This is a genomic window from Streptomyces sp. NBC_01551 (assembly GCF_026339935.1).
GTDB lineage: Bacteria > Actinomycetota > Actinomycetes > Streptomycetales > Streptomycetaceae > Streptomyces.
In genome coordinates, this window is the sequence record NZ_JAPEPX010000001.1 from 4,731,722 (window position 1) to 4,746,671 (window position 14,950).

Consider the following 14,950-nt stretch of genomic DNA (forward strand, 5'->3'; position numbering starts at 1 on the left):
GGGGCGGGGAGACGTCCCCCGGGGCGCAGCCCCGGGGCGGCTTCGACCCCGGCAGGGCGCGGCCCGCCTCGGGCAGTGCGGTCCGGTGTACCCGGCCGGGTGGCGGCGGAGGCCGACCCGCCGGGGGCGATTCCGGGCCGTCTTGACGAGGGCGGCACCGTTGGGGGCCGAGGCGGGGGTTCGGGTGGAGCGGGGTGGCTCGTAGAATCGGGGGATCATGGCCTACCTCGACCACGCCGCAACCACTCCGATGCTGCCGGAGGCCGCCGCGGCGATGACCGCGCAGTTCGCCGCCACGGGTAACGCGTCCTCCCTCCACGCCGCCGGCCGCCGCGCCCGCCGCACCGTCGAGGAGGCCCGCGAGGCCCTCGCCGAAGCCCTCGGCGCGCGCCCGAGCGAGGTGGTGTTCACCGCCGGCGGCACTGAGGCCGACAACCTCGCCGTCAAGGGGCTGTACTGGGCCCGCCGCGACGCCGACCCCGCCCGGACCCGGGTGCTCGCCAGCCCGGTCGAGCACCACGCCGTCCTCGACGCCGTCCACTGGCTCGCGGAGCACGAAGGCGCCCAGGTCGAATACCTCCCCGTCGACCGCTACGGCCGCGTGCACCCCGAAGCCTTCCGCGACGCGGTCGCCCGAAACCCCGACGACATCGCGCTCGCCACCGTCATGTGGGCCAACAACGAGATCGGCACCGTCATGCCGGTCCGGGAACTGGCCGCCGTCGCCGCCGAGTTCGGCATCCCCCTGCACTCCGACGCCGTCCAGGCCTTCGGCCAGCTCGACGTCCGCTTCGCGGACAGCGGCCTCGCCGCGATGACCGTCAGCGGCCACAAGGTCGGCGGCCCCTACGGCATCGGCGCCCTGCTGCTCGGCCGCGACCAGACCCCCGTCCCCGTCCTGCACGGCGGCGGCCAGGAGCGCCACGTCCGCTCCGGCACCCTCGACGTCCCCGCCATCGCCGCCTTCGCGGTGGCCGCCGTCCTCGCCGCCGAGCGGCGCGAGCGGTTCGCCGCCGAGATCGGCGCCCTGCGCGACGAGCTCGTCGCCGCCGTGCTGCGGGCGGTGCCCGACGCCGTCCTCGGCGGAGACCCCGCGGGCCGGCTCCCGGCCAACGCCCACTTCAGCTTCCCCGGCTGCGAGGGCGACTCCCTGCTGCTGCTCCTGGACGCCCAGGGCATCGAGTGCTCCACCGGCTCCGCCTGCACCGCGGGCGTGGCCCAGCCCAGCCACGTCCTGCTGGCCACCGGCACCGACCCCCAGCTCGCCCGCGGCACCCTGCGGTTCTCGCTCGGGCACACCTCGACCAAGGAGGACGTCGCCGCCGTGGCCGCCGCCATCGGCCCCGCCGTCGAGCGCGCCCGTACGGCAGGCCTCAGCTAGTGCTGTGACCGGCGGCCCGGGCCACGGCCAGCGCCTCGCCGACCATGCGGATGTAGCGGTCCCAGTCCCAGTGACGCCCCGGGTCCGTGTGGTCGGCGCCCGGCACCTCGGAGTGGCCGAGTATGTGTCTGCGGTCCGCCGGTATGTCGTACCTCCGGCAGACGTCGGCCGCCAGCCGCGCCGACGCCTCGTACATCGCGTCCGTGAAGTCCCTCGGCCGGTCGACGAACCCCACGTGCTCGATGCCGACGCTGCGCTCGTTCATGGAGCGGTTGCCCGAGTGGAACGCGACGTCCAGCTCGCGCACCATCTGCTCGATGTGCCCGTCCTGGCGGACTATGTAGTGCGCCGACGCCTTGTGCCACGGGTTCTTGAACGCGTCCACCGACGACTCGAAGCTGCCCTGTGTGACATGCACGACGATCCGGTCGACCCGGTAGTCGTCCGGCCGGTCCGCCAGCCGCCAGTTCGCCGGCGACGCCGACGTCCAGCTCGCGCCCGCGTGGTCCAGCTCGCCCTCCTTGCGGGGCTTGGACACCCCCGGCATCAGCCACCACGCCCGCCTGATCTCGTCCCGGCCCGCGATCGCCGCCACCGTGAAGATCCCGAGACCTCCGAACAGCACCGCCCTGCGGGTCCGGTTCGGCGACTTCTTCGCCTTGTTCCCCTGCTCGACCATGTGATCCACCCCCCAGAGCCGATAACGCGCTGTGACGCCGCGCGGTTCCCCGTACCCTGGAAGGCGCTATGACTGAGAACCTGCCGCGCACCGATCGCCCCCTCCGCGTCCTCGCCGCCATGTCCGGTGGCGTGGACTCCGCCGTCGCCGCCGCCCGCGCCGTCGAAGCCGGGCACGACGTGACCGGCGTCCACCTGGCGCTTTCCGCGAACCCGCAGTCCTTCCGGACCGGCGCGCGCGGCTGCTGCACGATCGAGGACTCCCGCGACGCCCGCCGCGCGGCCGACGTCATCGGCATCCCGTTCTACGTGTGGGACCTCGCCGAGCGCTTCCGCGAGGACGTCGTCGAGGACTTCATCTCCGAGTACGAGGCCGGGCGCACCCCGAACCCCTGCCTGCGCTGCAACGAGAAGATCAAGTTCGCGGCGCTGCTCGACAAGGCGCTCGCCCTCGGCTTCGACGCGGTCTGCACCGGCCACTACGCCACCGTCGTCCTGAACGAGGACGGCTCGCGCGAACTCCACCGCGCCTCCGACATGGCCAAGGACCAGTCGTACGTCCTCGGCGTCCTCGACGAGAAGCAGCTCGCGCACGCGCTGTTCCCACTCGGCGACACCCTGACGACGAAGGACGAGATCCGGGCGGAGGCGGAGCGGCGCGGCCTGGCCGTCGCGAAGAAGCCCGACAGCCACGACATCTGCTTCATCGCCGACGGCGACACCCAGGGCTTCCTCGCGAAGCGCCTGGGCAAGGCGGAGGGCGACATCGTCGACGAGTCCGGCGAGAAGGTCGGCACCCACGAGGGCGCCTTCGGCTTCACCATCGGCCAGCGCAAGGGCCTGCGGATCGGCCACCCGGCGGCGGACGGCAAGCCGCGCTACGTCCTGGACATCTCCCCGGTGAACAACACGGTCACGGTCGGCCCCGTCGAGGCGCTGGACGTCACCGCGCTCACCGCGATCCGCCCGCGCTGGTGCGGCTCCACGGCCGCCGCGCCGGGCACCTACACCGCGCAGTTGCGCGCCCACGGCGGCGAGACCGAGGTCTTCGCGGAGCTGGTGGACGGGGAGCTGCGGGTCCGCTTCTCCGAGCCGGTCCGGGGCGTCGCCCCGGGCCAGGCGATCGTGCTCTACGACGGCACCCGCGTCGTCGGCTCGGCCACCATCGCGACCACGACCCGCGCCGAGGCCGCGACCGCCGTCTGAGCAGCGCCGTCTGAGTACAGCCGTCTGAGCACAGCCGTACGAGCAGCGCCGTCCGACCCGCCGCTGCCGGGGGCACGGGCCCCCGGCGCGCGGATCGATCCGGTCGGGCGACCGTCGGGTCAGGCGACCGTCAGGACGATCTTGCCCGTCGTGCGGCCCTGCTCGCCGATCTCGTGGGCCTTGGCGGCCTCCGCGAGCGGCAGGACGGTGTCGATCACCGGGCGGAGGGTGCCGTCCTCGACCAAGGCCGCGATCTCCAGCAGGCCCCGGTAGTCGGGCTCCACCAGCGTCCAGCCCGTGTGGACGCCCGGCGCCTCGGCCGGGACGCCGTCCGGGCCCGGCAGGGTCACCAGGTGGCCGCCCGGCTTCAGGACCTTCAGCGAGCGCTCCCCGTACTCCCCGCCGATCGCGTCGATCACGACGTCCACGTCGGACACCGCGTCCTCGAACGCCGTGGAGCGGTAGTCGATCACCTCGTCCGCGCCCAGCTCGCGCAGCACCCCGTGCTTCGCGGCGCTCGCCGTGCCGATCACGTACGCGCCGCGCGCCTTCGCGATCTGCACCGCGAAGTGGCCGACGCCGCCCGCCGCGGCGTGCACCAGCACCCGCTGCCCGGCCCGCAGCCCCGCCGTGTCCACCAGGGCCTGCCACGCGGTCAGCGCGGCCAGCGGCAGGGCCGCCGCGCCGATGTGGTCGATGCCCTCGGGCTTGCGGGCGAAGTGCCGCGCGGGCGCCGTCACGTACTCCGCGTACGCCCCGGCCTGCTGCGGGAAGCGCGGCATCCCGAAGACCTCGTCGCCCGGCTGGAACAGGGTCACGCCCGGGCCGACCTCCTCGACGGTGCCGGAGACGTCCCAGCCGACCGCGGGGACCGGGCCCCAGGGGATCAGGGCGCCGCTCTCGCGGGTCTTCCAGTCCACCGGGTTCACGCCGGCCGCGTGGACCCGTACGAGGATCTCGCCCATGCCCGGCTCCGGCCGGTCGATCTCGGTCTCGGTGAGAACCTCGGGTCCACCCCACTGGCTGACGACTACGGCACGCATGATGTGTGTCTCCTTATGGCCGGTATGGCTCGCATCGCCCGGATTTCCCGGCCGATGTGACCAGCTTCGCCGTCTTCGTGCCCGCGTGGTGCTGACCGAACGGCCACCATGTGACAGGATCTGGCCATGCACAAAATCGCCGTACTCGCCCTCGAAGGGGTCCCTCCGTTCGAGCTCGGGATGCCGTCCCGGGTCTTCGGCAACGCCCTCGACGACGTCGGGAAGCCGCTCTACGAGGTGACCGTCTGCACCGTCGACGGCCGGCCCGTGGCCAGCGACGCGGGCTTCACCATCGGGGTCTCGGCGGGCCCCGAGGCCCTGGCGGCCGCCGACACGGTGATCATCCCGCCCACCAACGTCATGATGGCGCTGGAGCAGGGCGTCCCCCTGCCCCGCCCGCTCGCCGACGCCCTGGCCGCGATCCGCCCCGGCACCCGGCTGGTGTCGATCTGCACCGGCACCTACGTGCTCGCCGCCGCCGGGCTGCTCGACGGCCGGCCCGCCACCACGCACTGGCTCAAGGCCCCGGCCTTCCAGCGCGCCTTCCCGCGCGTCAAGCTCGACGAGGACGTCCTCTTCGTCGACGACGGCGACATCCTCACCTCCGCCGGGGTCGCCGCCGGCGTGGACCTGTGCCTGTACATGGTCCGCCAGGACCACGGCACCGCCGCCGCCAACCGCGCCGCCCGGCTGTGCGTCGTACCGCCGTGGCGCGACGGCGGCCAGGCCCAGTACATCGACCGGCCCGTCCCCGAACCCACCGTCGCCACGACCACCGCCACCCGTGCCTGGGCCCTGGAGCGGCTCGCCGAGCCGATCACGCTGACCGAGCTCGCCGAGCACGCCCGGATGAGCCTGCGCACCTTCACCCGGCGCTTCCGCGACGAGGTCGGGATGACCCCGGTGCAGTGGCTCACCGGGCAACGCCTGGAGATCGCACGCCAGTTGCTGGAGTCCAGCGATCTGCCCGTCGACCTGGTCGCACACCGTGCCGGATTCGGCTCCGCCAACTCCCTGCGCCAGCACATGCGGAGCACCCTCGGGATCTCGCCGATCGCCTACCGCCGCACCTTCCAGCCCAACTCCGCCATTCTGACGCCCCATTGATGGCCCGTCACTCCGTCGGCATACTGCGTGGTTCCTGCACCCTTCTCTCAGGGGGAACTACGTGCGCAACCATCACGGCAGGGCGGGGGCGGCGGCTTCGGTCGCCGCGATCGCCGCTCTCGCGCTCGCGGCGGGGCTGACCACCCCGGCCGCGGCCGCGCCCGCACCGCGCTCCTTAGCCGGCCCGGCGGCGAGATCCACATCCGCTTCGGCACCCGCATCCGCATCGGCCGCCGGCTCGAAGACCACCCGCGTCACCCTCGTCACCGGCGACCGCGTCGTCCTCGACGCCGACCGCAAACCCGTCGGCCTCGAACGCGCCAAGGGCCGCGAGCACATACCCGTCTCGCTGCGCCGCGCGAACGGCCACACCAGCGTCCTGCCGTACGACGCCCAGGCCCTGATCCGCGCCGGAAAGCTCGACCCCCGGCTCTTCGACGTCACCGAGCTGAGCCACCCCGAGTACCAGGACCGCCGCTCCGGCCGCCTCCAGCTGATCGTCGGCTACGAGGGCGGCTCCGCCCCCGCCGCCCGGTCCGCCCTGCGCGCCGCCGACGGCCTCAAGGTGACCCGTACGTACGCCACCCTCGGCGCCGAGGCCGTCACCGCGGCCCCCCAGGACGCCGCCGCCGTCTGGGAGGCGCTCACCGACCCCCAGCGGGACACCGGCCGCCGCGCCGCCGCCCCCGGCATCGCCACCGTCTGGCTCGACGCCGTGCGCACCGCCACCCTCGACAAGAGCACCCGGCAGATCGGCGCCGACAAGGCCTGGGCCGCCGGATACGACGGCGCCGGCGTCAAGATCGCCGTCCTCGACACCGGCGTCGACGCCACCCACGCCGACCTCACCGGCCAAGTCGTCGCCGAGCAGAACTTCTCCCGCGCCGCGGACGCCAAGGACCGCTACGGCCACGGCACCCACGTCGCCTCCATCGCCGCCGGTACGGGCTCCCGATCGGGCGGCGCCTTCAAAGGCGTCGCGCCCGGCGCGAAGCTCCTGAACGGCAAGGTCCTCGACGACAACGGCTCCGGCGACGACTCCGGCATCCTCGCCGGCATGGAGTGGGCCGTCGCCCAGGGCGCCGACATCGTCAACCTCAGCCTCGGCGGCTACGACACCCCGCAGCTCGACCCCCTCGAAGCGGCCGTCGACAAGCTCAGCGCCGACAAGGGCGTGCTGTTCGCCATCGCGGCCGGCAACAGCGGCCGCCCCGGCACCATCAACTCCCCGGGCAGCGCGGACGCCGCGCTCACCGTCGGCGCCGTCGACGACACCGACGTCCTCGCCGGCTTCTCCAGCACCGGCCCGCGTACCGGCGACGGCGCCGTCAAGCCGGACGTCACCGCCCCCGGCGTCGACATCACCGCCGCCGCCGCGCCCGGCAGCGTCATCGACCGCGAGGTCGGCCAGAACCCGGCCGGCTACCTGAGCATCTCCGGCACCTCCATGGCCACCCCGCACGTCGCCGGAGCCGCCGCGCTGCTCAAGCAGCAGCACCCCGCCTGGAAGGGCGCCGAGCTCAAGGGCGCGCTGACCGCCTCCACCAAGGGCGGCGCGTACACCCCGTACCAGCAGGGCACCGGCCGGATCGCGGTCGACGGCGCGCTGCGCCAGAGCGTGGTCGCCCAGGAGGCGGCGCTGACCTTCGGTACACAGCCCTGGCCGCACGCGGACGACACCCCGCAGTCGCGGAAGATCACGTACCGCAACCTCGGCAGCACGCCCGTCACCCTCGATCTCGCCGTCACCGGCAGCGGCCCCGACGGCAAGCCCGCGCCCGAGGGCTTCTTCACCTTCGGCGCCCGGCAGCTGACCGTCCCGGCGGGCGGCACCGCCGACGCCGCCGTGACCGCCGACACCCGCCTCGGCGGGGCGCTGGACGGCACGTACACCGCGTACGCCGTCGCGACGGCGGCCGCGACCGGCGGTGGCCAGGGCCAGAGCGTCCGTACGGCCGTGGTCGCCGAACGCGAGCCGGAGTCCTACCAGCTGACGCTGCGCCACATCGGGCGGGACGGGAAGCCGGCCACGAACTACAGCAGCACCGTCGAAGGCACCAAGGGCGGCGCGAGCGCCCGCCGCTTCGAGCCGTACGACGCCTCCGGCACCGTCACCGTGCGCGTGCCCAAGGGCGGTTACCTGCTCGACACCTCCCTCGTCGTCGACCCGCTGGACCCCACCCGGGGCGCCGACTGGATCGTCCAGCCCCAGCTCGACATCACCGGTGACACCACGGTGACGCTCGACGCGCGCACCACCAAGCCGGTCGACATCACCGTCCCGTCGAAGTCCGCGGTCGCGCGGTTCGCCATGCCCTCGTACACCCTGCGCGAAGGCGGCTCGGAGTACGGCTTCGGGTTCTGGCTCGACTCGCTCACCGGGTTCCGCACCCGCCACCTGGGCCCGCCGCCCGCGGCCGGCGCGCTCAGCCAGCAGTGGGACGTGCACTGGGAGGACGGCGCCACGGCGGAGTACCACGCCGTCCTCGGCGGCCCGGTACGTGCCGTCGCCACCGGCTACACCCGCCACCTGAAGCCGCGCGACCTGGCGACCCTCAAGGTCGAGCAGGGCGCCTCGGCCCCGGGCAAGGAAGGCTCGCTCGTCGCGATGGGCCTCCTGCCGGACAGCAGTTCCGCGAGCTCGATGTCGCGCCGGCGGCCGCTGCCGACCACGACGGCGGTGTACGTGTCGACCGTCGACCGGGTGAAGTGGGACCTCTCCTTCAGCCAGAGCGGCGGTGTGGACGAGAACGGTTTCCCGGTCGACGAGGCGACGTACGAAGCGGAGCGCCAGCGCACGCTCACGGGCGGCCGCACCTACCACGAGCGCTTCAACACGGCCGTCCTCGCACCCCGCGTGGACGCCGACCACGGGGTCGTGCGCGAGGGCAACCGCATCGCGGGCTCCGTACAACTGCTCGCGGACGGCGCGAACCACGCCGGTGACTACGTCGCGGCCACCGGCAGCACGGTCCTCTACCGCGACGGCGTCGTGGCGGGCCGCAGCCAGGCCCCGCTGGCGTCGAGCGAGCCGTTCACGGTCCCGGCGGGCGACGCGGCGTACAAGCTGACCACGACCGCGCTGCTGCGCCCGGAGCTCTCCGCGACCTCGTCGAAGGTGACGGCGACCTGGTGGTTCCGCTCGAAGGAGACGGCCGCACCGACCGCGCTCCCGGTTTCGGCGGTCCGCTTCGACGCCCGCCCGGCGCCGGACGGCACCCTGCCGGCCGGGCGGACGGCGACCTTCCCGCTGACCGTGCAGGGCCCGGCGGCCGCGGCCCCCGCCGCCTTCCGGGCGCAGGTCTCCTACGACGAGGGCTACACCTGGCAGCCGCTCACCGTGAAGGACGGCAAGGTCAGCGTGAAGACCCCGGCGAAGGGCGCCGCGGTCTCGCTGCGCGCCACCGTCACCGACCGGGCGGGCAACACGTCGGAGGTGACCGTCATCCGCGCCTACCTCGCGGGCTGACCCCCTCACACCCCGACCGTCGTACGCCGATGACACCGAAGGTAAGTGAGTCCGCGTCACGGACGCCACGTTCCGGCAGGTGCGGCCCCTGCGCCCGGCCGAAAGCCAGGCGCAGGGAGCCGATCAGGGGGCCACGCGGGGAATTCAGGGCTGCTGACCGCTGGCTTCCCTCGGCCCGTCCTGTCTGAAGATCTCGTCCATGGCCTTGGCTCCGTCCCGGATCACCGGTCGAAGCTGCTTGCGGTACACCCGTTCCGTTGTGTGTGTCCCGCTGTGCCCGGGTCATGTCGCTGAAACCGAGGTGGTGCGGAGCAAGGGGAACGGATGGCCAGGCGTGCGTCACCCCCTTTTCAGGGAGAGGAGATCGATCGGTGCAGCGCACACATTCTCCTTGATCCTCCTCGCCCGGCGAGCGATCTCGAGGTTCTTCCCCAAGGCCAAGGCCTTGAAGTCTTCCTGCGCCGCGATGGTGCGGCGGCGCACCTCAACGCAGTCCTTTGGTGTCGGGTTCTGTTGGCCATCGACCAGCATCATGGCGCTCAATGCCCAGTAGGTCTTTGTGTATTGACGCGCTTCTACCTCAACGTACCGATTCCGAGCACCTTCCGCTTCCGAGATGTTGAGTGCAGCCTGATACTCCTTCGTCATTTCGCCCAGGTCCAGGTTCTGTGCGGCGACGTCGGCTAGCACGCGGTGCGCCTGGAGCGCTTCAAGCGGATCTGCCATACGTAGGCCACCGGAGCCGTCGGGCTCCATGCGGGTGGCCAGATCCAGCGCACGGTGCGCCATGCGTCCTGCAAGTTCCAGGTCAGTAGTGGAAAGTGCTACGAACAGGCCTACGAGCCGGTAGGTCGATGCGCTCAGGTTCAGGTTCTTTTGCCCGTGCTTGACGACCAGGATCTCGACCTGCTTCGCCAGCGTCACGATCTCGCTCCGGTAAGTTGATCCGCCGGTGCGGTCCAGCTCGCTCATTTTCACCAGGTGACTGGATATCTCAGCGCGTGCCCCATCCTGTCGCTGCACGTCGGCGATATCGTGGGCTACACCGATGGCGGCAATTGTCGAAACAAGGGACGCACCCGTTGCGACGAGTGCGATGGTGGCACTGGCGACTGCGGCCCAGGCGGACAGCCTTCCAGTGTCGGACGGGGGCGCGGCCATCAGTCGAGATCGTTGCGCAGACCGAGCGCTCCGGCAGAAGAGGCCCGGAGGCCGCCTACCTTCGTGGCGTCCGTATCGAGGCCCCCGGAGCTGAGTACCGCTTTCACCGTCTTGGACTTCGCAGCTGCGGTTGCCTGTGCGGCTTGCCGACGCACGCTTTGATCACCTGCTCGACGGCCTGCCACCGCTCCGTTCTTCCCTCGACGATTGGCCATGGACTTCACCATGCGCCTCTCCGTTCTCTGGCTGCCCCGTGCTGCAGGTCCGCTCCCACCTTTAGGCACGAGGCCGTGGCCCGCCATCCAAGGACGGCCGAGTGGGGGGCGCGGGTTACCCCGGAGGTAATCGCCTCCGAGGTCATCGGCGGGGCACGCTGGGACCGGCAACGAGCCCACCCCGCAGGGAAGAAGAGGCCGACATGACCGCGTACGCCATCGCCCACATACGCCCCGAGACCATGAACGAGGACGTCCTGCGCTACATCGAGGAGATCCAGGCCACCTTCGGCCCCTTCGGCGGCCGTTTCCTCGTCCACGGCCAAGAAGTCGAGGTCCTGGAGGGCAGCTGGCCCGGCACCGTCGTCGTGGTCGGCTTCCCGGACGTCGAGCGGGCCCGCGCCTGGTACGCCTCACCCGCCTACCAGGCCCTCGTCCCGCTGCGCGCCGACCACATGGCGGGCGACATCATCCTCGTGGGCGGCGTCCCCGCCGACTACGACGCCACCGAGACCGCCGCCACCCTGCGCGCCGCCGCGGGCCTGTAGACCCGGGTCACCAGCCCCGCCGGGTACGCGTGCGACCAGCCCTGGCCGGGGTGCGAGCATGGGCGGTATGGCTACTCACCTGATCACCGGCGCCGGGTCCGGCATCGGCGCCGCCGTCGCCGCCCGCCTGCACGCCCGCGGCGACGACCTCGTCCTGCTCGCCCGCGACGCCGCCCGCGGCAAGCAGCTCGTCGAGCGCTACCCCGGCTCGCGCGCCCTCGTCGGAGACCTCGCCGACCCCGAGCGGCTGTCCTGGGCGTTCTCCAAGCAGGCGATCCCGGAGCGGATCGACTCCCTCCTGCACATCGCCGGCATCGTCGACCTCGGCCCCGTCGGCGAGCTGCGCCCCAAGACCTGGCACCAGCAGCTCAACGTCAACCTGATCGCCCCCGCCGAGGTGACCCGGCTGCTGCTGCCCACCCTGAGGGCTTCGCACGCCACCGTCGTCTTCGTGAACTCCGGCGCCGGCCTGACCGCCCACGCCGAGTGGGGCGCCTACGCCGCCTCCAAGCACGGCCTCAAGGCCCTCGCCGACTCGCTGCGCGCCGAGGAGAAGCCGAACGGCATCCGCGTCACCTCCGTCTACCCCGGCCGCACCGCCAGCCCCATGCAGGCCAAGGTGCACTCGCAGGAGGGCAAGGAGTACGACCCGGCCCGCTGGATCGACCCCGAGTCGGTCGCGACCACGATCGTCATGGCCGTGGACCTGCCCCGCGACGCCGAGGTCAACGACCTGTCCGTGAGGCCCGGCCGATGACCGCCGGCGCCACCGGAATCGGCTCCCTGCCCGGCGGCGACGCCCGCGAGGCCGCCAAGACCGTCACCGGGTCCTTCGAGGAGTTCCCCTACCTCGCGGAACTGCCCGCGCGCGGCCCCGGCGCCGACATGATCGGCCGCTCCCTCGGGCTGCTCGTCGACATGTACGCCCACGTCGAGCCCAGCGGCTGGCGCATCAGCGACCGCCCCGGCCGCGACAGCAAGCGCGCCCGCTCCTGGCTCGGCGAGGACCTCGACGCCCTGGAGGAGTTCACCCAGGGCTACGAGGGCAAGCTCAAGGTCCAGGCCGTCGGACCGTGGACGCTGGCCGGCTCCCTGGAACTGCACGGCGGCGAGGCCATGCTCCAGGACCCCGGCGCCTGCCGCGACCTGGCCGCTTCCCTCGCGGAGGGCGTGCGCGGGCACCTGGCCGACGTACGCAAGCGGATCCCCGGCGCCGAGATCGTGCTCCAGTACGACGAGCCGTCGCTGACCGCCGTCCTGCTCGGCCGGGTCCGCTCCGCCAGCGGATACCGGACGTACCGCGCCGTCGACCGGCAGGTCGTCGAGGGCACCCTGCGCGAGCTCTTCGCCGTCCACGACGGGGAGGTCATCGTCCACTCCTGCGCGCCCGAGGTCCCCTTCGGGCTGCTGCGCCGGGCCGGCGTCGCGGGCGTGTCGTTCGATTTCTCGTTGCTCACGGAGCGCGAGGACGACGCGATCGGCGAGGCCGTCGAAGGCGGCACGAAGCTGTTCGCCGGAGTGGTGCCGGGCACCGACGGCCCGTTGTCGGACCCGGGCGGTAGCGTCATGGGTGTCAGGAAGCTTTGGCGCAGGCTGGGGCTGGCCCCGGGGACTCTGGCGGAGTCCGTCGTGGTCACTCCGTCATGCGGCCTGGCGGGCGCTTCGCCCGCCTACGCCCGCGCGGTGCAGGCGCACTGCGTCAGGGCGGCGAGGTCGCTCGCCGACAACCCTGAGTGATGGATCGAGACGGGCCACGGGAGGAAACGGCATGGCAGCCGAACAGAAGCAGGCCGGCGACACGGCGGTACCGGCGGCGGTGCGCGAACAGCACGCCCTGATCGCCGAACAGGTCGAGGAGCACCGCTTCCGGTACTACGTGAACGACCAGCCGGTCGTCAGCGACGCCGAGTTCGACCAGCTGCTGCGCTCCCTTGAGGCGCTGGAGGAGCAGTACCCGCAGCTGCGCACGCCCGACTCGCCCACCCAGAAGGTGGCCGGGGCGTACGAGACGGACTTCGCGTCCGTCGAGCACCGCGAGCGGATGCTCTCCCTCGACAACGCCTTCGACGACGAGGAGCTGGCGGCCTGGGCGGAGCGCGTGGCCCGGGACGTCAACACCTCGGACTACCACTACCTGTGCGAGCTCAAGGTGGACGGCCTCGCGGTCAACCTCACCTACGAGAACGGCCGCCTGACCCGCGCCGCCACCCGAGGCGACGGCCGCACCGGCGAGGACATCACGCCCAACGTCCGCACCATCGCGGAGATCCCCGACCGCCTCAAGGGCGACCGGATCCCGGCGCTGGTGGAGATCCGCGGCGAGGTCTTCTTCCCGATGGAGAAGTTCGAGGAGCTCAACGCCCGGCTCGTGGAGGCGGAGGGCAAGCCCTTCGCCAACCCGCGCAACGCGGCGGCCGGTTCGCTGCGCCAGAAGGACCCGAAGATCACCGCGAGCCGCCCGCTGCACATGGTGGTGCACGGCATCGGCGCCCGCGAGGGATTCGAGATCGACAAGCTGTCGCACGCGTACGCGCTGCTGGAGGAGTGGGGACTGCCCACCGCCAAGCACAACCGGGTGGTCTCCTCGCTCGCCGAGGTCCGCGCGTTCATCGCGGACTTCGGCGAGAACCGGCACTCCGTGGAGCACGAGATCGACGGCGTCGTCGTCAAGCTCGACGAGATCCCCCTCCAGGGCCGGCTCGGCTCCACCGCGCGCGCACCGCGCTGGGCCATCGCCTGGAAGTACGCGCCCGAAGAGGTCAACACCAAGCTGGTGGACATCAAGGTCGGCGTCGGCCGCACCGGCCGCGTGACCCCGTACGCCCAGGTCGAGCCGGTGACGGTGGCCGGTTCGGAGGTCGAGTTCGCCACCCTGCACAACCAGGAGGTCGTCAAGGCCAAGGGCGTGCTCATCGGCGACACCGTGGTGCTGCGCAAGGCGGGCGACGTCATCCCCGAGATCCTCGGCCCGGTCGTCGACCTGCGGGACGGCACCGAGCGGGAGTTCGTGATGCCGGCCGACTGCCCCGAGTGCGGGACGCCGCTGCGGCCGATGAAGGAGGGCGACATCGACCTCCGCTGCCCCAACGGGCAGACCTGCCCCGCACAGCTGCGCGAGCGGCTCTTCTACCTCGGCGGCCGGCAGTGCCTGGACATCGAGAACTTCGGCAAGGTGGCCGCCGCGGCCCTGACGCACCCGCTGGAGCCGGCCGAGCCGCCGCTGCGCGACGAGGGCGACTTCTTCGGCCTGACCATCGAGGACCTGCTGCCCATCAAGGCGTACGTCCTGGACGGCGACAGCGGGCTGCCCAAGCGGGACCCGAAGACGGGCGAGGAGAAGATCGTCACCGTCTTCGCCAACCAGAAGGGCGAGCCGAAGAAGAACGCCCTGGCGATGCTGGAGAACATCGCGGCCGCCAAGGACCGCCCGCTGGCCCGCGTCATCAACGGCCTGTCGATCCGTCACGTCGGCCCGGTCGCGGCCGAGGCCCTCGCCCGCGAGTTCCGCTCCATCGAGCGCATCGAGCGGGCGACGGAGGAGGAGCTGGCCGCCACCGACGGCGTCGGCGCCATCATCGCCGCCTCCCTCAAGGAATGGTTCGCCGTCGACTGGCACCAGGAGATCCTGCGCAAGTGGCGGGAAGCCGGCGTCCGGATGGAGGAGGAAGGTTCCGGCGAGGAGGAGGGCCCGCGTCCGCTGGAGGGCCTGACCGTCGTCGTCACCGGCACCCTGGAGAGCCACACCCGGGACGGCGCCAAGGAGGCCCTGCAGAGCCGCGGCGCCAAGGTGACCGGCTCGGTCTCCAAGAAGACCTCGTTCGTCGTGGTCGGCGACAACCCCGGGTCCAAGTACGACAAGGCCGTGCAGCTGAAGCTGGCCATCCTCGACGACGCCGGATTCGCGGTGCTGCTGGAACAGGGCCCCGACGCGGCCCGCGAGGCCGCGCTCCCGGTGGGCGGCGACACGGAAGCGGAGTAGTAACTCGTACGAATGTCGTCCCGGGGGAGTAGTGGGGGCGAACGGTTGCGTGGCGTGCGGCCGTACGGGCGGGCGCACGCCGGGCGCGGCGGTCGGTGGTAAACGGCTGGTACAGGGCTGGTGGCAGGCCGGTGAGCTGTCGGATCATCGGATGGGTGACCCT

At 72.4% G+C, this 14,950-nt stretch carries 11 protein-coding genes; 8 read left to right on the forward strand and 3 right to left on the reverse strand.

Annotated features, from left to right (window positions below):
* Nucleotides 1–217: 217 nt before the first annotated feature.
* Nucleotides 218–1,381, forward strand: coding sequence for a cysteine desulfurase family protein (locus OG982_RS21555; RefSeq protein ID WP_266949115.1), 1,164 nt, complete (start codon nucleotides 218–220; stop codon nucleotides 1,379–1,381).
* On the opposite strand, the gene OG982_RS21560 is transcribed toward OG982_RS21555, so the two are convergent.
* Nucleotides 1,374–2,060: an N-acetylmuramoyl-L-alanine amidase gene (locus OG982_RS21560; RefSeq protein WP_266784286.1), complete on the reverse strand. Its 687-nt coding sequence runs from the start codon at nucleotides 2,058–2,060 to the stop codon at nucleotides 1,374–1,376. The genes OG982_RS21555 and OG982_RS21560 overlap by 8 nt on opposite strands.
* A gap of 68 nt (nucleotides 2,061–2,128) precedes the next feature.
* Here OG982_RS21560 and mnmA point away from each other — a divergent pair, with 68 nt between their 5' ends.
* Entirely contained in the window at nucleotides 2,129–3,265 is a 1,137-nt protein-coding gene (gene mnmA / locus OG982_RS21565; RefSeq protein ID WP_266784284.1) for a tRNA 2-thiouridine(34) synthase MnmA, read from the forward strand.
* A 119-nt stretch (nucleotides 3,266–3,384) separates the two neighbouring features.
* Here the strand turns inward: mnmA and OG982_RS21570 are convergent, their stop codons facing one another.
* A complete protein-coding gene (locus OG982_RS21570; RefSeq protein WP_266784282.1) occupies nucleotides 3,385–4,308 on the reverse strand; it encodes an NADP-dependent oxidoreductase in 924 nt (307 codons plus the stop codon).
* A 126-nt stretch (nucleotides 4,309–4,434) separates the two neighbouring features.
* On the opposite strand from OG982_RS21570, the gene OG982_RS21575 reads away from it, so the two are divergent.
* A complete protein-coding gene (locus tag OG982_RS21575; protein ID WP_266784280.1) occupies nucleotides 4,435–5,415 on the forward strand; it encodes a GlxA family transcriptional regulator in 981 nt (326 codons plus the stop codon).
* Nucleotides 5,416–5,476: 61 nt separating this feature from the next.
* Nucleotides 5,477–8,884 (forward strand): S8 family serine peptidase, encoded by a 3,408-nt coding sequence (locus tag OG982_RS21580; protein WP_266784278.1) that lies wholly within the window; start codon nucleotides 5,477–5,479, stop codon nucleotides 8,882–8,884.
* Nucleotides 8,885–9,223: 339 nt separating this feature from the next.
* Here OG982_RS21580 and OG982_RS21590 read toward each other — a convergent pair whose 3' ends face one another.
* Nucleotides 9,224–9,856 (reverse strand): hypothetical protein, encoded by a 633-nt coding sequence (locus tag OG982_RS21590; protein ID WP_266949116.1) that lies wholly within the window; start codon nucleotides 9,854–9,856, stop codon nucleotides 9,224–9,226.
* Nucleotides 9,857–10,463: 607 nt separating this feature from the next.
* Between OG982_RS21590 and OG982_RS21595 the strand changes: the two genes are divergently transcribed.
* The 4 genes from OG982_RS21595 (at nucleotide 10,464) to ligA (ending at nucleotide 14,787) form a co-directional block, all read left to right on the forward strand.
* A complete protein-coding gene (locus OG982_RS21595) occupies nucleotides 10,464–10,808 on the forward strand; it encodes a DUF1330 domain-containing protein (RefSeq protein WP_266949118.1) in 345 nt (114 codons plus the stop codon).
* Between the two features lie 67 nt (nucleotides 10,809–10,875).
* Nucleotides 10,876–11,565 carry an SDR family oxidoreductase gene (locus OG982_RS21600; protein ID WP_266784272.1) on the forward strand — a complete coding sequence of 230 codons (690 nt, stop codon included), beginning with the start codon at nucleotides 10,876–10,878 and terminating at the stop codon, nucleotides 11,563–11,565.
* Nucleotides 11,562–12,545: a methionine synthase gene (locus OG982_RS21605; RefSeq protein ID WP_266784270.1), complete on the forward strand. Its 984-nt coding sequence runs from the start codon at nucleotides 11,562–11,564 to the stop codon at nucleotides 12,543–12,545. Before OG982_RS21600 ends, OG982_RS21605 begins: the two co-directional genes overlap by 4 nt.
* Before the next feature lie 31 nt (nucleotides 12,546–12,576).
* On the forward strand, nucleotides 12,577–14,787 hold the full coding sequence (gene ligA / locus OG982_RS21610; RefSeq protein WP_266784268.1) for an NAD-dependent DNA ligase LigA: 2,211 nt from the start codon (nucleotides 12,577–12,579) through the stop codon (nucleotides 14,785–14,787).
* Nucleotides 14,788–14,950 lie beyond the last annotated feature (163 nt).

Excerpts from the sequence above, each read along its gene's own strand:
- OG982_RS21555 (WP_266949115.1), top strand. The coding sequence starts at position 218 with ATGGCCTACCTCGACCACGCCGCAACCACTCCGATGCTGCCGGAGGCC.
- OG982_RS21560 (WP_266784286.1), bottom strand. The coding sequence starts at position 2,060 with ATGGTCGAGCAGGGGAACAAGGCGAAGAAGTCGCCGAACCGGACCCGC.
- mnmA (WP_266784284.1), top strand. The coding sequence starts at position 2,129 with ATGACTGAGAACCTGCCGCGCACCGATCGCCCCCTCCGCGTCCTCGCC.
- OG982_RS21570 (WP_266784282.1), bottom strand. The coding sequence starts at position 4,308 with ATGCGTGCCGTAGTCGTCAGCCAGTGGGGTGGACCCGAGGTTCTCACC.
- OG982_RS21575 (WP_266784280.1), top strand. The coding sequence starts at position 4,435 with ATGCACAAAATCGCCGTACTCGCCCTCGAAGGGGTCCCTCCGTTCGAG.
- OG982_RS21590 (WP_266949116.1), bottom strand. The coding sequence starts at position 9,856 with ATGAGCGAGCTGGACCGCACCGGCGGATCAACTTACCGGAGCGAGATC.
- OG982_RS21595 (WP_266949118.1), top strand. The coding sequence starts at position 10,464 with ATGACCGCGTACGCCATCGCCCACATACGCCCCGAGACCATGAACGAG.
- OG982_RS21600 (WP_266784272.1), top strand. The coding sequence starts at position 10,876 with ATGGCTACTCACCTGATCACCGGCGCCGGGTCCGGCATCGGCGCCGCC.
- OG982_RS21605 (WP_266784270.1), top strand. The coding sequence starts at position 11,562 with ATGACCGCCGGCGCCACCGGAATCGGCTCCCTGCCCGGCGGCGACGCC.
- ligA (WP_266784268.1), top strand. The coding sequence starts at position 12,577 with ATGGCAGCCGAACAGAAGCAGGCCGGCGACACGGCGGTACCGGCGGCG.